This window comes from Legionella clemsonensis (assembly GCF_002240035.1).
Classification (GTDB): domain Bacteria; phylum Pseudomonadota; class Gammaproteobacteria; order Legionellales; family Legionellaceae; genus Tatlockia; species Tatlockia clemsonensis.
Genome location: NZ_CP016397.1, coordinates 811,579 through 831,981 on the forward strand (window position 1 = coordinate 811,579; position 20,403 = coordinate 831,981).

The following is a 20,403-nucleotide window of genomic DNA, read 5'->3' on the forward strand; positions in this document are numbered from 1 at the left end:
AATGTGGTGGGGATAATCAGGATTGCTTTTTATTACTTTAAAGAAAGTATGATGTGTGGCCTGTAATTTGCTGATACATTAATCGATTTTTCCTATCAATACTATAAAAATATTTGATTTTACTTATTAAATGGCAAAGGCTACATTAAAGAGGACAGCAAAAATTAGGAGAAGAAAAATGATTAGTGTAGGCAGCAAATTTCCTGAATTTCATTTAAAAGCCACCGTAAGTAATGAGGTGCCTAATGCCTTTAAAGTGATTTCAAACGAAACCTACCAAGGTAAATGGTTAGTAATTTTTTTCTGGCCAAAAGATTTTACCTTTGTATGTCCCACCGAAATTGCAGAATTTGGCAAATTAAATAACGAATTTCAGGACCGCGATACACAAGTACTAGGTGCGAGTATCGATAGTGAATTTGTTCATTTAGCCTGGCGTAATCAACATCCTGATTTACATGACTTACCTTTTCCTATGTTAGCGGATATCAAACGTGAATTGAGTCAGTCCCTGGGTATTCTTGATGAGAAAGAAGGTGTTTCACAACGCGCTACTTTTATTGTAGATCCTGAGGGAGTAATACGATTTGTAATGGTCACTGATTTAAATGTAGGACGCAATCCGCAAGAAGTGTTACGGGTGCTGGACGCTTTACAAACAGATGAGCTCTGCCCTTGTAATTGGAAAAAGGGAGAAGAGACCATTCACATCGAATAAGCCGCTAGTGAATGACTAACAACCTTGATGTGAATTTGCGTCAAGATGCATAATAAAGGATAGAATCATGCTTGAAAACATTAAACAGCAATTACCTGAATTTGCTAAAGATATGCGAATTAATTTAGGAAAAGTACTTGATTTAACGCAAACGGATGGATTGAGTGAACAACAAATTGTAGGCAGCGCTCTTGCTGTAGCTTTTCATTTGGGAAACCAGCCCTTGTTAGAGGAGTTACTTGCTTTACCTCATGCAGAGTCAATGAGTGAGAGTGCTAAACTTGCAGCGAGTTTAATGGCCATGACAAATGTCTATTACCGCTTTGTCCATTTAAGCGAACAGCCAGAGTTGGCTCAAGTTCCTGCAGGACTGCGTATGCAGGGTATAATGAACCCAGGAGTGGATCGTGCGACTTTTGAGATTTTATCATTAGCAGTCTCTATATTAAATGGTTGTGGGGCCTGCATTAGTGCTCATATGCGTCAACTTAAGGAGCATGGTTTTTCAGCACAAGCTCTTTCTCGCATTGGTCGCATTAGTGCTGTTCTTCACAGTACAGTCGTAACGCTCGAACTATAAAAGGGGTTGCCCATCCTGGGATGGGCAACGCAGAAAACTTAAGTTTAACCAAAATAAGAGGGCATCAACACACTTATTGAATGGGTCCGCAAGCGATTCTATCACCACCACCGCCTAAAGGTGGATTGTCACTGTAAGTATCACCACCTTCGTGAACCATAACGGCCAATCCTTGAAGATCATTAGTTTTTAATCGTGGAGCCAGCACTGGAGTAGTTGCACTTCCATCAGCAGCTACATATAGCACTGGTAAATCACCTAAATGGCCTTTGCCATAGGGGCCCTGGTGGCTATCAGTTTTTTCAGGATCATAATGACCACCGGCATGTTTCCCTTTATCGCCGCAGTCGGCATGTTGGTGTAAGTGAAAACCATGTGGGCCAGGTGGTAGTGCATTGAGACTGGGAATAATTAATAAACCGTAATCGGTATCTTTAAATAGCACCTTACCAATTTCTTTATTACCATTTGAGGTTGTATAAAGAATTGCTTCGACCTGACCAGCGTAACTGGTAGTGCCAAAAAGACTAACTAAAAGAAAAATAATTAATTTATTCATGATGCTCCCTGCGATATTTGTTTTAGGAATAGTAAATCATAACAAATTTATCTGTTATTTTGTTCACGCTTGCGGTTGGTTTCTTTCTTTTGGACATCACAAACATTTTTTGTTTGTTTTGTATTCGGTGATACATCACAAATGTTTTTTATCTCTTTAATTTCAGGGTGATCCTTTTTTTCATGTTTTTTCATAACATACTCCAGTCTGTTATTTAAGTATATTATACTTTAAGTTTAACTGCTTTTGGTGAGTACTCAATGGAATTGAAAATTGACAATACCCCTTTTAAATCATTATTTCAGCCACTTGACTTAGGTTTTACCCAATTAAAAAATCGCTTGCTTATGGGCTCGATGCATACGGGTTTGGAGGAAGATAAGGAAAATTTACTACGTCTTGCAACGTTTTACAAAGAAAGAGCTTTAGGCGGCGCTGGTTTAATCGTGACGGGAGGCTTTGCTCCCAATCGTGCCGGTCGTTTAGCGCCCTTTGCTGCTAAACTAACCTCTGCTAAAGAGCAGCAGCTGCATGAGTTGGTTACTCATACAGTACATGATGCCGGTGGTAAAATTGCCTTACAGATTTTACATGCTGGCCGTTATGGTTACCATCCTTTTGTTGTAGCGCCAAGTAAGTTGAAATCGCCCATTAGTCCTTTTAAACCGTGGGTATTGAGCAGACGTCGCATTATAAAAACCATTCAGCATTTTGCTCGATGCGCGCGCCTTGCCCAACAAGCTGGTTATGATGGTGTTGAAATTATGGGTAGTGAAGGCTATCTCATTAATCAGTTTATTGTTGCCCATACCAATCAACGTACGGATGAGTGGGGCGGTTCTTTTACCAATCGTATGCGTTTTCCTGTTGAGATTGTAAGAAGCGTACGCGAGGCAGTTGGGGAAAAATTCATCATTATTTATCGTCTGTCAATGCTTGATTTAATTAACGACGGTAGCAGTTGGGACGAGGTGGTGCAATTGGCAAAAGCCATTGAAGAAGCAGGGGCTACACTTATTAATACTGGTATAGGCTGGCATGAAGCTCGCATTCCTACGATTGCCACCTTGGTACCGCCTGCTGCATTTACCCCAGTTACCAAAAAGCTTAAACCGGAAATATCAATACCTGTGATTACTTCAAATCGCATCAACACCCCAGAGCTTGCAAATAAACTTCTTGAGGAAGGAGTTGCGGATATGATTTCAATGGCAAGGCCTTTCCTGGCTGACCCCCAATTTCCTCAAAAAGCAAAAGCGGGTGATACCAAAGCGATTAATATATGCATTGCTTGCAATCAGGCGTGTCTGGATCGCGTCTTTGTTAATAAAACTGCCTCCTGTTTGGTCAATCCTCGCGCTTGTAATGAAACCGAGTTGGTTTATGAAACGGTTGATCATCCTAAACGCATTGCTGTAGTAGGTGCAGGCCCTGCTGGTTTGGCCTTTGCTGCGGTTGCTGCTGAGCGTGGTCATAAAGTGACACTCTTCGAACAAGGCGAGGTGCTGGGAGGTCAATTTAATTTGGCCAAAAAAATTCCAGGAAAAGAGGAGTTTCAGCACACTATTAATTATTTCACTCATCAATTGGAAAATTTTCAGGTTGACGTGCGCTTAAAAACCCAGGCTACGAAAGATCTGTTGAGAAATTTTGATGAGATTGTTCTGGCAACCGGCATTACGCCTCGTGTTCCTAATATTGAGGGGATTAACCATAATAAAGTCATGAGTTATGTCGATTTGATTCGCGAACGAAAAACCCCGGGAGAACGAGTAGCAATTATAGGTGCAGGTGGTATTGGTTTCGATGTGGCGGAATTATTGACTCATACTTCTGAAGAAGATACAGAACAATTTTATGAGGAGTGGGGGATTGATATAAAAATGGCACATCGCGGTGGGTTAAAGACACCTCAAAGAAAGCCAGGGCTACGTCAAATTTACTTATTGCAGCGTAAAAAAGAAAAACATGGTAAAAATCTGGGTAAAACAACAGGCTGGATCCATCGTCTGAGCTTAAAACATCGCAATGTTAAAATGCTCTCCGGTGTTCAATATGAACGCATAGATGATGAAGGCCTGCATTTGCACGTGAATGAAAAGAAAGAATTGCTAAATGTGGATTCGATCATTATTTGTGCCGGGCAAAAGGAGTTACGCGAACTTTATGAGCCGTTAAAAGAGGAAGGTAAGTCTGTTCATTTAATTGGTGGAGCATTTAAAGCATTGGAATTAGATGCCCGACATGCCATTAATCAGGCGTGTCGTTTGGCGGCTATTTTATAGTAGGGGTTATTCAAAGATCTGCGTATTCTAACGGGAACTTGTCTTTAGGTTGGAAGTAGAAATTAAAAGGATGTAATGAATGAAATTTGATGTCTTGGTACTTGGTGGTGGGATTATAGGTGTGTCAGTAGCTACGCATTTGCAACTGCGTGGTCGTTCAGTTGCCTTGGTCGATTTAAAAACCCCGGGTAGTGAAACCTCATTTGGCAATGCAGGTTTAATTCAGCGGGAAGGTGTCTATCCTTATGGATTTCCAAGAGGGTTATCTTCGCTCGTTAAATATGCATTTAATCGCTCGCCGGAGGTGAGATATCATCCTCGAACGCTAGTGAAACTCACTCCTTTTTTATGGCAGTACTGGTGTAATTCTCATCCTGTGCGACATGCCGAAATTGCGCGTTCCTATGCAACTTTAATTGAACATAGTGTTACTGAACATCATAAGTTGGCAGCGTTAGCTGGTGTGAGTCATCTAATAAGAACAGGAGGATGGCTAAAGGTTTTTCGTACTGCAAAAGTACAGGATATAGAAATCAAGTTTGCTGAAAAATGCCGCGATGAACATGACATCAAATTTGAAATGCTAGATCCCCTTTTATTACGAAAACTTGAGCCCAATCTTGACCATTCTCTCCTAGGAGCTCTTCGTTATACGGAGTCTGAGACAGTGAGTGATCCAGGTGCATTGGTTAGGGCTTATGCTAATTATTTCAAAAAAATTGGCGGTTGCTTTTTCTGTGGCAATGCAAATACGCTGACTGAGAAATGGACAGTTAAAACAGAACAAGGTGTTGTTAAAGCAGACTCAACGGTCATTACTTTGGGGCCATGGTCAGATCTACTGCTCTCCCGCCTTGGCTACCGTTTTCCACTGGCAGTTAAACGTGGCTATCATATGCATTATGAAGCAAAAGCTGATGCAAAGCTGTTTCATCCTGTTCTTGATATAGAAAATGGTTATGTAATGGCCCCAATGACACGTGGAATTCGACTCACTACCGGTGCTGAATTTGCAGCACGAGATTCCAGAAAAACACCAGTGCAGCTCAATACAGTAGAGCCAATTGCACGCACACTTTTCCCTATCACCAAACGTCTTGATGAATTGCCCTGGATGGGATGTCGCCCTTGTACGCCTGATATGCTACCTATTATCGGACAAGCTCCTCGTCATGCTACACTTTGGTTTGCCTTTGGACATGCGCATCATGGATTAACTTTAGGACCAGTTACCGGACGTTTACTTGCCGAAATGATCACCGGCGATGATTTAGTCACGGATCCCATACCCTTTAGCCCCAGCCGTTTTAGTTCCTATAAAAATTTTCTTATAGCGCACAGAAGCAGTAACTTGCAAAAAGATATTCACTAAAAGGCTGAGAATTGCCCACCATTCCAATTGGTTGTGACTGATCACCAAAGTTTCTTGCAAAAAACCTTTTCCATTAAGCCTCACTTAATAAGGGCGGTGATAATATTTCTCCGATTAGTTTAATTTTTGCGCAATATGCGCTCATGTGGAGATTATTATGTTACCGGTTAACGAAATTCAAAAAATGCTGGATGAAAACAAAGTCATTAAAGAAATATTGGATACAGAAAGCACCTACAACAAGACCTTAGATTTTTTACTTAAATTATCAATGCCCGACAGTGAGCTTTTTGCCCAATTAAAAATTTATCTTTCTCAATTGAAAGAAGTCTCAGATAGGTTAATAGAAAACGTAAAAGTGACTTTTGCAGAGCCCAATATTTCTTCGCTTAATGCATTAAAAATTCATCGCATTCAGTTAATTAAAGCTTTTTTTACCCTGTATAAAGACTATTTAGGTTGGCATGAAATTTATCTTAAAGAAGTGGCAGCTAATCCTGCTAAATTTAATCAACTGAATCAATATCTTTCAACACATTCTCCAGATATGGCTGATCTCTCTTTTTATCTTATTCAGCCAGTCCAGCGTGGGCCTCGTTATGCTCTTTTAGCAGCAGAAATAATTAAGTGTAACAATAGATTAGCAGATGGACATCCAGCAAAATTTTCTGATACGACCATTGCTGATCTCATGAAGGTGATAGAAGTGATCAAGGAGCGTCTGCAAGAAGCAAATTCTTCTATGTCTCAACCCTCATCTGCTTCGTCAACCACAGTCAAACCCTATCAATTTGGCGATTACACCCGTGCAGCCCTGGCCTATCTTGGCGAATACATGGATCAAAGCGCCTATAAAGGGTCCAATGAGGTTTCAATCCCATCTACTTCAGCTGCTAAAAGAAGTGGTTATAATTTAAGTTCATGGTGTTCGATATGGTCCAGTCACTCTAAACCACAGCCTGCAGAAGCCTCATCATCCTCTGCAGCAAAACCTGAGGAGGATACTGATCTGGATTCCGAGGCAGAAGAATTTGTTCTTATGTAATGGCGTTGTAAGTAGTAACTGTAAGAATTAACAGTTGCTACTTATAGGTTATGAATTAAAGCGTCACATCAAAGGCAAGTAATTAATAGCGTATAAAATCAGGTTGCCGAGCTTCGTATCCCCGGATTGCTCCGCTACGCTCTTCGCAATAACGCCGGTTTGCCCTTGATCAGTTATAATAATGATTTCCCTCCTTCTGGGGAGGGAAAATCAACTCATGTTACGAACTTAAAGTCATTGTAGCAGCAGAAGAAGTAGCTTCCTGCCGTTGTCTGCGCTGCCCCAGGAAACCAAATTGTTCTATTTGAGCACCGACAGTGGCTTCTCTGGTTTTTGCCAAGGCTGGACCTCTCATAGTGCAAACAGCCGTGTATTTACCCAAGGTTTTTTCGTCATATTTTCCTAACTCATTGTCGAGATTTCGCACATTCGCACTGGCTATTAACTCACCGCTATCATGTCCATGCACATAGCTTACAAAATAACCATTATGCTGTGCAGACCGATTAATTGCTGTGTAATCTCTGTTCCACATCAGAAAAAGGAATGGGTTTTTTTGTTTATCAATCAAGTTATACTCACTTGCAGCTGCTGTCATATCCTGAGGATCATATAATTTATGAATTTGATTTGAGCCGGCATATTGTTGATAATGTTGATTAATGCGATCAATTGATGCAGCTAATGCTTGAGGAGTTCTGTCGTCATATTTAACCTCCCAAGCTTTTGCTAAATTTTGGATTACTTCAACATCAATAGGAGCATGGCTATACAAAGTGATTCCGTTGTTCTCATGATCCAGAGTATAAGAAAGAACGCAAGACATTGGCCTGTAAATATTGTTATAGAGACTAACCACTTCTTCCCAATCTACGGTTTTATCTTCCTCAATAGCCCATTTAAGTAGTATCATGGATTTTTGAACAGAAAAGCCAAAAAAACGAGATGGCTCGAAATCACTTCCTCTCACAGATTCTTGAGGATTGTCTAATTGCTCCGTAATTTCTTCCTCTTCTCTGCCTGTTATTGCTTGAGCTGGTAGCGCTTTTTCATTTTCCCGTCTTTTCAGTTCCTTTTCTATAGCCTCTATAAATTCAATGGTATGATTTGAAGCTAAACTTTTAACCTGAATTTTTACGCTAGCTAATTTATTAAGTAGCAACATAGTGAAAAAATCGTTTCGACCTCTGTCAGCGAAGTCATCACCGACTAATCTTATTAATAGGGTTTTACGAATAGTTTCATCGACAAATTCCATGCTCTCCAATAATTCAGCAAATTGTTGGTAGTCCTTTCTTTCATGTTTGTCTTTTTTATAAATTTTAGAAAGTTCCTGATAATTTTCTTCCGGGATACGAGCAATGCCATGAAACACCAGTGTAAAGAGCAATTTCATAGTATTGGCATGAAGGTCACCCAAGGTAATCTCACTACCCTGTTTTACCTGGTAACATTCACTAACAGCGGGACACTCATAAATATTGACTCCATCAATTTCAACGGTATCTTTAAATACTGTTTCGGTGTGAGGATTGGGCGTGACAATCGAGGCTTGTCTGTGCTGTGCTTTTTTCTGTTCTCTCTTATGAAAATACTCTTCGACGCTGATTGGGTTTAGTTCTGGATTAACTGCTTCAGAAGCTTTTACAGTAAAATGATGAAAGTAGGGGTGAGTCGATTTCCATATGAGGCTGGGAGTCAACCTATGTTTTTCTTCGAACCCTAAATGCTCGAGAAATTCTAACAAACGAGCTGCTTCTTCCTGTGGATTGGGCTGGTATGTTCTATCAATGACAATATTACTTGGAATTTCGTTCTCTTCATACCATTCACCATTTACACACACACAACGAAAACACCGAATTTTATTACCTGCTGAGGTACTTTCTTTGCGTGAAACAGTAAGCATTTTGTCATTTGAACTTTCACGGACAAGCCAGGTTCCTGGAACTGCATTTTTTAGTTCAGAATCACTGTTTTTTGTAAAAACAAAGTTCTGCTCTGGCTTAAGATCACTGGGTGAGAACAATGGACGGAACGTAAATTTCTTTTGGGGAGCGAGATGGTGTTCCTCTTCTTCTCTTGATTCAATGCGAGGTAATTCTTTATAAATAATCACGTTGCTACTTGCTTCGTCAGGTTTAGGCAGTAACAAGTTTGTGCGATTAAAGGTCCTTTCCAGAAAATTTAGTAATTTTTGAGCATCCCCATCAGGAGCGCTTATCTCATTTTTATCTACTTTATCAGCCAGTTGCCATTGCCCTTTTGCAAAACAAATGCGTGTATTCAACAAGCCCCTCTCTTTATCAAAATAGGAAACGGTTAAATTTAAGGGATATCTACTGCTCTCTCGCACCAAATAATTATTACAGTTGCCATTTAACTCTTTAAAGGAACAATTGGCTACGAACACGATGGGTTGTTTCATCTTTAGACTCCTATGAAATTATCAAGCCCGCTGCTTACTGAACAACACGCTTTTTAGGTTAAATAAGAAACAAAAAAGATGGGAAAATTTGGCTTGGTGAACAAACACTTCGCTGAATTAAAGTTAACAAACAGGAAATAACCCAAGTGGATTATTTGTTCATCTTCTTTGTCTCAGCGACAAACCCGTTTAGTCATTAAAACTAAGTGTTTTCACCAGTCCTCCAAATTATCCTTAAGGAGAAGATAGGTCGCATCTAAATCCATACAAGATTTAGTTGTTCAAAATAATAACAATTAAATCTTAAGAAAATCTTAATTAGGAGAAATTTATTTATGCTTCCATCTCACAGAGTATAAATCATGACGACGGTCTTTAAGATTAAGCACGGTACCCTGATTGCGAACAATTTCTAAATTATGCATGCTCAAATCAGCGAAACATACCATTTCCACATTAGGCGTGGTGTCTGCGGCGATTCCATCTCGGGAAAATGGAAAGTCACAAGGAGTAAAAATACTGCTTTGCGCATATTGAATGGCCATGTTGGCAACACCAGGCAAATTGCCTACATTACCTGCCATAAGAACGTAACATTGATTTTCGATGGCGCGGGCTTGTGCACAATAGCGAACGCGCATGTAAGCCTGTCTCTCATCCGTGCAAAACGGTACAAACAAGAGCTTGGCCCCCTGGTTTACGACATGTCTGGCCAGTTCTGGAAATTCACAGTCATAGCAAATTAATACAGCAATAGGACCGCAATCAGTCATAATCGTAGTCAATTGATCGCCGCCGTGAATATTCCACCAGTAGCGCTCATTAGGAGTAGGGTGAATTTTATATTGTTCGTGAATTTGGCCGTCCCGCAAGAAAACATAGGCGACATTGTAAATCATGTCTGCCGCTTTGGTAGGATGGCTTCCTCCAATAATATTGATATTATATTTGACAGCCAGCGAAGACATTAATTCTAGATAAGGTTCTGTATATTCAGTCAGTTGTAAAATAGCTTTCTCAGGACTTAGGTCAATATTTTGGATGGACAGTAACTGCATGGTAAACAATTCCGGAAAAAGAATAAAATCGGCATAGTAATCGGCAACGACATCAATAAAATATTCCACGTGCTGGGAGAATTCTTCAAAAGACTGTACCGGCCGCTGCATATATTGCACGACACTTAGCCTAACTTTATCAACAACAGGTTCGGGTGTTGCTTTTTGTCCGGCTTGTTCCGTAATCATGGCAAGGGGTGTATACCAAACTAAATGAGCGGCATAACCCATGGATTGTCTGTCAATAGGAAGATAGTGGGGAAGGACACCAATGAGTTGAAAATCATTACGTAGTTGAAATGACAGTACAGGATCCCTAACTTCCTTATGGATAACCGCATTAATATAATCATGAACATTAGGATATTTTTTATGTTGCTTATGATAACGTGGAATTCGACCGCCAAAGACAATACCCTTTAAACCTTCGGCCTGACATAACTTCTTACGGGCTGTGTAGAGTCTATTGCCAATACGTAAACCACGATAGTCCGGATGGACACACACTTCCATTCCATACAGAAAGTCTCCATTAGGATCATGGCGGGAAGCAAACCCACCCCCCGTGATTTCATTCCAGGTATGAGGCTTAAGGGCGATGTCACCGCTAATCTTGAAGGTTGCGCAATAGCCTATAATTTGCTCTTCGTATTCCACAACAAATTGTCCTGTGGGAAAATGATGAATTTGCCCACGCAACGCATCAGGTGAATAAGTCTCCATATGATCAGGATAAGCCCGTGCAACTAACTTCCGTATACTTGGAATATCACTGATTTTGGCGTTGCGAACGACTACAAGAGGCCGCTTTTTTACATGCTCAGTCATTAGATCCTGTTCATCCTGAATCTTAAAAATTTTTAGTACATTATTATGAGTATACCAAATATCGGTATAATTATTTTACAAAAAGATTGAATTATTGTCTTTGAGGATTTATAATAATCAGCTGTAACTTAGTTTAGTCGATGTTTTAACTGACAGTGAACCAATACCTGCAACAAATTAAAGAAGAATAATTTCGTGCATCATCCTGTTTATTTTGTTATTATAATGCGCTAATTTTTTGCATTAATTTTACACGTCGCATTTACACTTTTTTGGATTTCCTATGACACAAGAATTATTAAACTTTACTGCCCTCAATTTATCCGAGGCATTACTAAAAACGCTTGAGGACATGAAGTTTAAAACACCATCGCCAGTACAGGCACAAACGATTCCTTTACTCCTTCAGGGAAGGGATGTCATCGCCCAGGCGCAAACTGGTACGGGTAAGACTGCGGCTTTTGCTCTACCTATTTTACAGCAAATAGCTGTAAACTCACAGGCAACTCAGGCATTAATTTTGGCACCTACCCGAGAGTTAGCTATTCAGGTTGCTGAGCAATTTGAATTGTTAAGTACTCACATGAAGCAAGTGTCTGTTGCTGTTCTTTGTGGTGGTCAGGATTATCGGCGACAGCTAAAACAATTACGCGATGGGGCTCAGATTGTTGTTGGAACTCCCGGACGTATACTCGATCATCTTGAGCGCACTACACTACAATTAGGTCATTTAAAAACTTTCGTGCTTGATGAAGCTGATGAAATGTTACGCATGGGCTTTATTGAAGATGTAGAAACAATTCTTGCCAAATTGCCAGCAGAAAAGCAAATTGCTTTATTCTCGGCAACAATGCCTGCGCCAATACGCAAAATAGCAAATAGTTATTTAAATCATCCTGCTTCTGTGGAAATTCGTGCAGAAACAGCAACTGTAAAAGCGATTGAACAGCGATTTCTGTTTGCCTCAGCGGCTCAAAAACCAGATGCCTTATTACGCGTATTGGCTGTTGAAGATTATCAAGGCGTCATTGTATTTGTGCGGACCAAAAGTAGTACAGAAGAGGTTGCACAGCTGTTGCAACAGCAAGGACATCGGGCAATGGCAATTCATGGAGATATAACCCAGGCTTTGCGTGAAAAGGTGATTGCTCAATTTAGACAAGGTAGCATAGACATTTTAGTCGCTACCGATGTTGCAGCCCGTGGTTTGGATGTTGAACGTGTGACTCATGTTATTAACTATGACATCCCTTATGATTGTGAGACTTATGTGCATCGCATTGGACGAACTGGTCGTGCGGGGCGTAGCGGGATAACTATATTATTCATTACTCCTAAAGAAGGACGTCTTTTAAATACGATTGAACGCCATACCCGCCAGCGTATCGAAAAAATTGTTGTTCCCAATGATTATATGATTCAAACAGCAAAACAAGAACGATTTATGGCTAATATTGCAGCGCGTTTGCAGCATGAGCATTTACCGTCTTACAAACGCATTATTGAGGAATTCCTAAAGCAAAATCCAGCTTCTGCAATTGATGTTGCAGCAGCGTTGGCTCTTCTGCTAAATCAAGATAAACCATGGAAATCTGAATTACCTAAACCTGTTCGTGCAACTAAGGAAGTTCGTCACTCTGAAAGGGATAGAGAGTTTAAATCTAACAACCGCGGCAGTAAATCAGATAGGAAAAGAAAGTCATTTCATGAAGATTACCCACAAGAGCTGTTTCGTTTGGATGTAGGTCGAGTACATGGTGTAAAACCTGGTAACATTGTTGGTGCTATTGCTAATGAAGCTGGACTCGAGAGTCGCTACATCACTGGTCTTAAAATTCATGAAGATCATTCAACTGTGCGATTACCACAGGGGATGACTAAAAAAGTCTTTCAAGATTTAAATAGTGCCTGGGTATGCGGTCGTCAGCTTAAGCTTACGTCACTGGGTAGTGCCTGATTTTATCAATTAAACTGGTGACGCTTATCTCGTCATCTTGGGAGAAAAGCGAAGGATCCGAGCAGTAAATCCTGCGCTTTGCACGAAAAAATCCTCCCACTTTGCTCCCAAAGACGTACGTCATGTCGAACGTAGTGAGACATCTCCTGATACAAAGGAGATCCTTCACTACGTTCGGGATGACGGTCGTCTTTTTTGATGTTGCCACAATGTGGTTAGGATACTCAGGATGATGCCTTATTGTATAGATTAGATAAAGGATGATCTTGCCCCAGGGCAAGATCATCCTATTTTGAATTAATTTCACACGATTATCTTGCACAAATTACCGTCATCCTGAGCAAAGCCCGTCATTCTGAGCAAAGCGAAGGAGCCCCAGCAGATAAATCCCGCTCTTTGAATGAAAGATCCTTCAAGCGACGATGTCGCTTTCAGGATGACGTCTGTTATAATCTTTTGCATATTTTTTCCATCTCGTCATCCAGAATGCGGCAAAGCCGCATGAAGGATTGCAAGTAGAACCCGATTCCATATCGAAGAGGTCCTTCGCTTTGCTCCCAAAGACGTACGTCATGTCGAACGTAGTGAGACATCTCCTGATACAAAGGAGATTCCCTCACTACGTTCGGGATGACGGTCGTCTTTTTTGATGTTGCCACAATGTGGTTGGGATACTCAGGATGATGCCTTATTGTAGATGAGATAAAGGATGATCTTGCCCCAGGGCAAGATCATCCTATTTTGAATTAATTTCACACGATTATCTTGCACAAATTACCGTCATCCTGAGCAAAGCCCGTCATTCTGAGCAAAGTGAAGGAGCCCCAGCAGATAAATCCCGCTCTTTGTATGAAAGATCCTTCAAGCGACGATGTCGCTTTCAGGATGACGTCTGTTATAATCTTTTGCATATTTTTTCCATCTCGTCATCCAGAATGCGGCAAAGCCGCATGAAGGATTGCAAGTAGAACCCGATTCCATATTGAAGAGGTCCTTCGCTTTGCTCCCAAAGACGTACGTCATGTCGAACGTAGTGAGACATCTCCTGATACAAAGGAGATCCCCTCACTACGTTCGGGATGACGGTCGTCTTTTTTGATGTTGCCACAATGTGGTTGGGATACTCAGGATGATGCCTTATTGTATAGATGAGATAAAGGATGATCTTGCCCTGGATCTTGCCCTGACGGCGTGGAAAAAAAATTGATCGTTGACTTATTTCTCTATATAATTCGACATTTTTCTATGGAAAATCAATTGATTAGGTGGCAGATGAAAACCTTATTTACCTTTTTTATCCTTCTTTTTTCAGGATTGGTAGCTGCAAAACCTTTAAATAATATAGTTGTATTTGGTGATAGTTTATCGGATAACGGCAATCTCTACGAATACATGCATCAAAAATTACCCCAATCTCCACCTTATTATCAAGGACGTTTTACCAATGGGCCAGTGTGGGTTGAACATTTAGTGGCTTCCTATTTCCCCGAGCCTTCAGGTCATTTTTTTGATTATGCCTTTGGGGGAGCGGGTATTTCAGAAGATCCTGATGATGACGTTTTATTTACCTTAAAAAAAGAAATTGATACCTATTTTCTAGCCCATCAAAATAAGGCTGATGAAAATAGTTTGTATATTATTTGGATAGGAGCCAATAATTACTTAGGTATTCCAGATGATATGGAAAAAGCTCTTGATGAAGTAAATCAAGGCATTAACCATGATCTGCATCGTTTGGCAAAGGCTGGAGCCAAGCATATTTTGGTTGTAAATCTACCTGATTTGGGAAAAACACCCATTGCTCTTGCGTTTGATTCAGCAGAAAAACTCTCCTATCTTACCAATCAACATAATGAATTGCTGGCTATGAGCATCAATAATCTTAAACAAGAGTTTCCAGAGGTTCAATGGCTTCTCTTTGATGTAAATCAAACATTAAGTGAGTTAGTTATTTTTCCTGAAAAATATGGTTTTACCAATATTACTGACACCTGCTATGAAGCAATGGTAGAAAAACCATCTCATCGTTCTGTTCTGCATATGGCAGCAAAAATTAAAGCCAAAAATGAAGCGGATGCCTGTGACGGCTTTCTATTTTTTGATCCTGTGCATCCGACAGCACCGGCTCATAAAATTATGGCTGAGCATGCCAGACTGTTTTTAGAGGCTGAAGGCATAGAGTTTTAAATAATCCCTAACTAGCCTGATGTTAACATCAGGCTAGCACTACCGGCATTTCAATAGCGCTAGTTTTAACATTAGAGTGGGCAGGAAATTTGCTTGGCTTACCAAATCTCAAACAAAGGGATAAAAGCGATGCAACTACTCCTGGGCTTTTGTTTGTTGTTTTTTTTAAATTTTGCTGAAGTTGAGGCGGCAAGTTTGGATATTCTTGTCAATCAGCAAAAAGTTGCCTTACCTTATTGGCATTTCAAAGGGAAAAAACAACATGGGGTAGTTGCAATTATTAACGGCGAACAAGACAGTGAGGGTTCCGAGTTAGTAAATAGTTTAGGTAAGGCGCTGGCAAAACATGGTTGGTCAGTGGCATTGCTAAATACCAGTCTACAAATTCCTGTGCCCTGGACTGAACAGCTACCCGAGACACTTACCACTTTACGCAAAAAAAATAGTAAGCGAATGGTAGTGATTCATTACGGGTCACAACTTAAGAATTCTGTGAATTATTTTACTCAACTACAATCCAAACAGGCGAGCGGTCTGGTTTTACTTTCAGCCTTTGATCACCCTGAAAATAAAGAGGTAGCGAATTTAATAAAAAAAATACCTTTTCCTGTATTGGATATCACCGGTCAATTTGATTACACTCCTGTATTAGAACAGGCTTCAATTCGTCAATTAACTATAAAAAATGAGCGCTATTTACACCGGCGACTACCAGGAGCAAATCATGATTATGCTTACAGCAAAAATATCCTGGTGGCAATCATTAATGGCTGGATGAAAAAATTAAAATCTGCAAGGCCAGTAAAGGCTCCTATTATTTTAGATAAATCAATTCCCAATTCACATCAATAATGTGACAGAGATTCTGCTCACTATCAACTTAGCACGTGCTTTATGCGAGAGACCCTCACAAAAGTTGGTTATAGTTGTATCATTCATTTCTTGTTACCTAATAATCCTTTGCACAAGACAAAAATTTAGAGTCGTGTTGTTGCGAGCGCCAGTGAAGCAGTCGAGTACGATTTTGAATAAAAATCTATTCCGGATTGCTTCACTTTGTTTGCAATGACGACATATAAAAATTTTGTCCTGTACTAAGCTAATAATGGTGTACTCTCATTAATTTCAGTTTCTTTTTGTGAGGTTAAGTTACAGTATTTAATGAGTAAATTCTTTGCTAAATCGGCAATTACAGCATCTCTGAATGGAAGAGATAGATTTGATAGGCAAGTATGGATCGACAAAATTACCCACCTGCCATCTTTTAGATGAATAAATGCGGTATCGTTCCTAATGCCTCCTAGACCACCTTGTTTAGACCCAAATGCAGAAGAATAAGGAAGAAAATTCCTTGCGCCAGTTTTAATGGTGGTTTCCCCAGTTAAACAATGTTCCATTTTAGTAAAAATGACATTAGCAGCTTTTCCTATCCAGCTTTCATCTTTTTCTTTTTCCATCAACATTAATTTTAACAAGTCTGCCATCATTTGGGGCGTACATGCATCTGATTCACTCTGTACCATACTGGTTTCAGTTGGTCTTAGAGAATAAGCTGACAAGAACTCATATAAAGTGTTGCAAATATTTAAAAAGGACTTACTGACCGTAGTACCATAATAATTTGCCAGCAATGATTTGGAGGAAAAAGATAAATGATGTTTGCCAAGGTTCAAGTCCTGCATTAGTTTATTAACAACATCTTTACCGCCGACTAATTCAAGTAATACATCAGTTGATGTATTATCACTTTCAGTTAACATGTATGTGAGCAGTTCATCGATGGTTCGCTTATCTGCTACAGCCCATGGGAGAAAAAAATATCTATCCAATGTATTAGTCGGACGCCCTGCTGAAAATTGTGAATCAGTAATGTTAATTTCAGAATTTAAATCAAGATCTTTATCTACAAAGATTCTTTTAAGCACTGTTAATGCAATTCCAATTTTTTTAGTGCTTGCCATTGGCAGCATCATATCAGCATGATAACCTGACTGTGCGAGCACCTCTCCATCTGAACCAAGCAAGTAAAATTTAACTCCTAATTTTGCTCCCTCTCCTAATTTTTGTTCACTCGCTCTAAAAAACATAGGGATGTCCTTCTATTATTCATTTTCTTGGTAATTCCAGAGAACCGGTATAGTGTAATTATATCATTAGGCTTGAAGCTTAATTCTAAGCTCAAATACCTCAGCGTTAATACGCACTCGACCCGTGGTAAATGGAAATTGCTGACCGTTTAGGAATAAATAATTTCCAATCAGTGTCTTGGAAAATACATGACCATAGAGCAATTCCAATGTGGTGAGTTTGGAAAGATGATAGTCAGTTGCCAGTCCTAAAAAATATTGCGTATCGGAAGGAAAGTTAATTGTGCGCAAGTGATCACGCTCAGGACCATTATCAAGGAGTCCAATTAATGTCAGCCCTAAATTTTCACTGTACTGCTGCCTTATGGCTGCCGAATAAGCCCAGGAGGGATTGTATTTCATTGTAAATGTGAAATTGGGTCCCGCCGGTGGGGGCGCTGCTGTATTTTGAATACGGGCAAATTGATTGGCATTCCATTCAGAACAAAAAATCTGAAAACTTGCCAACCATTTTTGACTGAAAAGATGCGTGTAGTGCAATATCGTGGTTGCAGGCATGCGGAAATTAAAGCGTAAATCTGTACTCACATTTCCATTTAAAATACTTTCACCACGCGTTTTTTGTTTAATAGCAGAATAATAAGTTGCACCCAAAAAATTATTGGAGTTAGCCATGAAATAAACGCCTGCATCATAGCCAATACCAAATCCTGACGTGCGGTTAATAAACATAGCGTACTGCGTTTGACTGACAGGTAATGCCCAATTGGTCTCATTATCCTTAAGAAAGTTAAAATTCAAACCAGCACCAATCGTGAGTTGGGGTACAATGTTATAAGAAAAGCGGGGACTGATATCTACGTCAGTCATTAAAGTTTCTGTAGCTGCATAACGGGTAAAGGCATCTAATCCATAGATTAAATTAGAATGGAAAGGCTGAGTAACATCCACTCCCCATACAAGTTTTTGATTAATTCGTGAGGCGATGCGTCCATAAGGTAAAAAACTAAATCTCCTGGAGGCACTGACACCGCTGTCATATTGAAAGGTATTTAAATTTAAAACACTACCTGCAAATCGAACATCACCATAAAACCCTGTGCCCCCGATTAAAAATTCATTCTTTTTAACCTTAAAAAGTTCGGCGGGATTACTATAACTGATCCCTGCAAAATATTGCAAAACATTGGCATAACTGCCAATACTTGAAAGACTTAAAATAATAGCCAAAGAATAGCGCATAATTTTATTCTACTTCAGTAGGGATACAACGTGGTGGCTGTATCCCAATTAATTAAATGTTACTGTGGTTGAACTGTAGTTGTTGTTGATGGCGTTACACTACCAGATGGTGTGGTCTGGGTTGATGTGGTGGGAATATGAACATTGCGCGGTACAGCTATCATTTGCATGATACCCAAATCACCAGAAACTTTCCTGCCAACCACCAAATTTACGGTAAGAGGTTGTGTCAATTTTTCTTTATTATTTTGATAAACCACTTGCACAGGCAAGCTAATTTTCCATTGGTTCTCTTTGACTTCTGTAATTTGTCCAGGCCCGCTAATCATGCTGCTAACCATTAATTGCTGGGATTTGATGGCGTTAAGATTTCCTGATTTTTGTAAAGCATCATTAAAACCTTGCCAACCTAATTCTGTATAGCAGGCCTTAAGTGCTGCAAGTTGGGAGTCCATGGTGTTGTAGTCGAAGTCAAATGATTGCACCGTTGCTTTTTCTGCCCACCTCAACACCAGCGCTTGATCAATCGCTGTTGTGGATGGAGGAATACGATAATTGCAGTCAAGAGGTTGAGTTGGCTGCGACTGAGTAACTATGCCAGTTTGTACATTTTGTGAGGCGGGTTGAGTGACTGTTGTCGTGGTCGTGGTGGTTTGAGTAGATGCAGGAACTGGTGGGGTATTCACATTGCTACTGGACGTTGTGGTTTGATCTGTTGTGGCCGGTGTTTGAGTGGTTGTGGTTGCTGTACCTTGAGAGATTGACGTTTCTACTGCAGGTGTTTGTACCTGAGCAGGCGCAGAAGGAGCATCCTGTGGTGTGGGTACGCCCTGAGGATTGGGTACGTCTGGGCCCTGCGGATTTGGCACTTGTACGCCACTGTTTGCTGGTGCAACGGTCTGGGAAGCCAACATTTGTCTCTGTTGCCCAGTATTTGTTGCATGAACAGGGTTGGTCATCTGCGTGTTAGCTTGTATAGCGGCTACCAGATTCTCACGAGTTTCATCATGATTTTCAGCATATACCGAAGTGCATAAAATACTTATTAATCCTGCATACAGCATGGATTTATTCATCGAAGACTCCTTGCATTAATAGTAATCCAATAATTCTGCCACTAAATTTGCAGAAAGACGTATCGTTTTCTGCTCGCTGTCGAGTGGAGGCGAAAGTTCAGCTACATCGAAACTTACCACTTTGCCAGTTTGTAAGATGTATTTCAACAGGGGGAGTGTTTGCCATGGAGTTAAACCCATGGGTTGCGGTGCACTAACTCCCGGAGCAAAACATTCAGCAAATACATCAAGACAAATTGTTAAATAAATAGCATCATGATTTAATAAAAAAGAATCAAGAAAAGCGGTTTGCCAGGCGATATTTTCCGTATGAATTTGCTCTGCAGTCAGAAAAGAAACATTTAATTCATCGGCAGCATCGAAAAGGCTTTTCGTATTGCCCAATGCTTGAATACCCAAACAACAATAATTAAAAGGCAGTTGATTTTGCTCACAAAATTGAGCAATCTGGCGAAACGGGGTACCGGATGTCCCATAACTTTCCCTTACTAGGGGTCGCAAATCAAAGTGTGCATCAAAATTGATTATTCCAAGCTTGGGATATGAAGAAACAAGTCCTAAGAAGTGTCCCAATGCAACTTCATGGCCGCCACCAAAAACAATTGTTTTGTAGTGTTTTTTTTGCAGATAAGAAACTAACTTTGCAAGCTGGGCTTGAGCTTCTTCTAATTGACCACTATTGCAAACAATATTACCCACATCAAATAACTGCTTAGGAGTGTGACAAGGTAGTTTGGCCAATTGCTCCCTTAGTTTTAAAGATCCATATTGTGCTCCGATACGCCCTTCATTACGCTTTATGCCTTCGTCACTACAAAATCCAAGAATAGCGATGTCCTGTTGTCCGTCACTTAAATGTTGCAACGACAGATCAACCAAATTAATTCGTTGGAAAAAACGTTCGCCTGATAGACTGTCCTTACGCCCGTGCCAAAGAGAAAAATCTGGCGGGTCGTAATGTAAAAGATCAAGTGGCATTAG

At 40.2% G+C, this 20,403-nt stretch carries 16 protein-coding genes; 8 read left to right on the top strand and 8 right to left on the bottom strand.

What is annotated here, in order from left to right:
• The first annotated feature begins 178 nt into the window (after positions 1-178).
• Both clem_RS03545 and clem_RS03550 read left to right on the top strand, forming a co-directional pair.
• Positions 179-718 (top strand): peroxiredoxin, encoded by a 540-nt coding sequence (locus tag clem_RS03545; RefSeq protein WP_094090356.1) that lies wholly within the window; start codon positions 179-181, stop codon positions 716-718.
• Positions 719-785: 67 nt separating this feature from the next.
• Complete coding sequence (locus clem_RS03550; RefSeq protein ID WP_094090357.1) at positions 786-1,298, top strand: carboxymuconolactone decarboxylase family protein; 513 nt, start codon at positions 786-788, stop codon at positions 1,296-1,298.
• 73 nt (positions 1,299-1,371) lie between these two features.
• Here the strand turns inward: clem_RS03550 and clem_RS03555 are convergent, their stop codons facing one another.
• Positions 1,372-1,857 carry a superoxide dismutase family protein gene (locus clem_RS03555; RefSeq protein WP_094090358.1) on the bottom strand — a complete coding sequence of 162 codons (486 nt, stop codon included), beginning with the start codon at positions 1,855-1,857 and terminating at the stop codon, positions 1,372-1,374.
• Between the two features lie 47 nt (positions 1,858-1,904).
• Complete coding sequence (locus clem_RS14760; RefSeq protein WP_157698165.1) at positions 1,905-2,051, bottom strand: hypothetical protein; 147 nt, start codon at positions 2,049-2,051, stop codon at positions 1,905-1,907.
• A 66-nt stretch (positions 2,052-2,117) separates the two neighbouring features.
• On the opposite strand from clem_RS14760, the gene clem_RS03560 reads away from it, so the two are divergent.
• From clem_RS03560 to clem_RS03570, 3 genes are all read left to right on the top strand, one after another.
• Positions 2,118-4,142, top strand: coding sequence for an oxidoreductase (locus tag clem_RS03560; RefSeq protein WP_094090359.1), 2,025 nt, complete (start codon positions 2,118-2,120; stop codon positions 4,140-4,142).
• A 79-nt stretch (positions 4,143-4,221) separates the two neighbouring features.
• On the top strand, positions 4,222-5,514 hold the full coding sequence (locus clem_RS03565) for an NAD(P)/FAD-dependent oxidoreductase (RefSeq protein ID WP_094090360.1): 1,293 nt from the start codon (positions 4,222-4,224) through the stop codon (positions 5,512-5,514).
• 157 nt (positions 5,515-5,671) lie between these two features.
• Positions 5,672-6,559 (top strand): RhoGEF domain-containing protein, encoded by an 888-nt coding sequence (locus clem_RS03570; protein WP_094090361.1) that lies wholly within the window; start codon positions 5,672-5,674, stop codon positions 6,557-6,559.
• 220 nt (positions 6,560-6,779) lie between these two features.
• Here clem_RS03570 and clem_RS03575 read toward each other — a convergent pair whose 3' ends face one another.
• Both clem_RS03575 and clem_RS03580 read right to left on the bottom strand, forming a co-directional pair.
• A complete protein-coding gene (locus clem_RS03575) occupies positions 6,780-8,987 on the bottom strand; it encodes a hypothetical protein (RefSeq protein WP_094090362.1) in 2,208 nt (735 codons plus the stop codon).
• 329 nt (positions 8,988-9,316) lie between these two features.
• Positions 9,317-10,873: a bifunctional GNAT family N-acetyltransferase/carbon-nitrogen hydrolase family protein gene (locus clem_RS03580; protein WP_094090363.1), complete on the bottom strand. Its 1,557-nt coding sequence runs from the start codon at positions 10,871-10,873 to the stop codon at positions 9,317-9,319.
• A 283-nt stretch (positions 10,874-11,156) separates the two neighbouring features.
• Between clem_RS03580 and clem_RS03585 the strand changes: the two genes are divergently transcribed.
• The 3 genes from clem_RS03585 to clem_RS03595 all read left to right on the top strand — a co-directional run bounded on the left by clem_RS03585 (position 11,157) and on the right by clem_RS03595 (position 15,869).
• Positions 11,157-12,830 (top strand): DEAD/DEAH box helicase, encoded by a 1,674-nt coding sequence (locus clem_RS03585; RefSeq protein ID WP_094090364.1) that lies wholly within the window; start codon positions 11,157-11,159, stop codon positions 12,828-12,830.
• Between the two features lie 1,272 nt (positions 12,831-14,102).
• Positions 14,103-15,017, top strand: a complete 915-nt coding sequence (gene plaA, locus clem_RS03590; protein ID WP_094092259.1) for a GDSL family lysophospholipase PlaA — start codon at positions 14,103-14,105, stop codon at positions 15,015-15,017.
• 93 nt (positions 15,018-15,110) lie between these two features.
• A complete protein-coding gene (locus clem_RS03595; RefSeq protein ID WP_094090365.1) occupies positions 15,111-15,869 on the top strand; it encodes a DUF3530 family protein in 759 nt (252 codons plus the stop codon).
• A gap of 242 nt (positions 15,870-16,111) precedes the next feature.
• Here clem_RS03595 and clem_RS03600 read toward each other — a convergent pair whose 3' ends face one another.
• The 4 genes from clem_RS03600 to hutG all read right to left on the bottom strand — a co-directional run bounded on the left by clem_RS03600 (position 16,112) and on the right by hutG (position 20,400).
• On the bottom strand, positions 16,112-17,104 hold the full coding sequence (locus clem_RS03600; RefSeq protein WP_094090366.1) for a serine hydrolase: 993 nt from the start codon (positions 17,102-17,104) through the stop codon (positions 16,112-16,114).
• A gap of 66 nt (positions 17,105-17,170) precedes the next feature.
• Positions 17,171-18,346 carry an OmpP1/FadL family transporter gene (locus clem_RS03605; RefSeq protein ID WP_094090367.1) on the bottom strand — a complete coding sequence of 392 codons (1,176 nt, stop codon included), beginning with the start codon at positions 18,344-18,346 and terminating at the stop codon, positions 17,171-17,173.
• Positions 18,347-18,405: 59 nt separating this feature from the next.
• Positions 18,406-19,422 carry a DotI/IcmL family type IV secretion protein gene (locus clem_RS03610; protein ID WP_232505550.1) on the bottom strand — a complete coding sequence of 339 codons (1,017 nt, stop codon included), beginning with the start codon at positions 19,420-19,422 and terminating at the stop codon, positions 18,406-18,408.
• 15 nt (positions 19,423-19,437) lie between these two features.
• Entirely contained in the window at positions 19,438-20,400 is a 963-nt protein-coding gene (gene hutG / locus clem_RS03615) for a formimidoylglutamase (RefSeq protein ID WP_094090368.1), read from the bottom strand.
• Between the last annotated feature and the right edge of the window lie 3 nt (positions 20,401-20,403).

Coding starts and splice junctions, on each gene's coding strand:
- clem_RS03545 (WP_094090356.1), top strand. CDS start 179: ATGATTAGTGTAGGCAGCAAATTTCCTGAATTTCATTTAAAAGCCACC.
- clem_RS03550 (WP_094090357.1), top strand. CDS start 786: ATGCTTGAAAACATTAAACAGCAATTACCTGAATTTGCTAAAGATATG.
- clem_RS03555 (WP_094090358.1), bottom strand. CDS start 1,857: ATGAATAAATTAATTATTTTTCTTTTAGTTAGTCTTTTTGGCACTACC.
- clem_RS14760 (WP_157698165.1), bottom strand. CDS start 2,051: ATGAAAAAACATGAAAAAAAGGATCACCCTGAAATTAAAGAGATAAAA.
- clem_RS03560 (WP_094090359.1), top strand. CDS start 2,118: ATGGAATTGAAAATTGACAATACCCCTTTTAAATCATTATTTCAGCCA.
- clem_RS03565 (WP_094090360.1), top strand. CDS start 4,222: ATGAAATTTGATGTCTTGGTACTTGGTGGTGGGATTATAGGTGTGTCA.
- clem_RS03570 (WP_094090361.1), top strand. CDS start 5,672: ATGTTACCGGTTAACGAAATTCAAAAAATGCTGGATGAAAACAAAGTC.
- clem_RS03575 (WP_094090362.1), bottom strand. CDS start 8,987: ATGAAACAACCCATCGTGTTCGTAGCCAATTGTTCCTTTAAAGAGTTA.
- clem_RS03580 (WP_094090363.1), bottom strand. CDS start 10,873: ATGACTGAGCATGTAAAAAAGCGGCCTCTTGTAGTCGTTCGCAACGCC.
- clem_RS03585 (WP_094090364.1), top strand. CDS start 11,157: ATGACACAAGAATTATTAAACTTTACTGCCCTCAATTTATCCGAGGCA.
- plaA (WP_094092259.1), top strand. CDS start 14,103: ATGAAAACCTTATTTACCTTTTTTATCCTTCTTTTTTCAGGATTGGTA.
- clem_RS03600 (WP_094090366.1), bottom strand. CDS start 17,104: ATGTTTTTTAGAGCGAGTGAACAAAAATTAGGAGAGGGAGCAAAATTA.
- clem_RS03605 (WP_094090367.1), bottom strand. CDS start 18,346: ATGCGCTATTCTTTGGCTATTATTTTAAGTCTTTCAAGTATTGGCAGT.
- clem_RS03610 (WP_232505550.1), bottom strand. CDS start 19,422: ATGAATAAATCCATGCTGTATGCAGGATTAATAAGTATTTTATGCACT.
- hutG (WP_094090368.1), bottom strand. CDS start 20,400: ATGCCACTTGATCTTTTACATTACGACCCGCCAGATTTTTCTCTTTGG.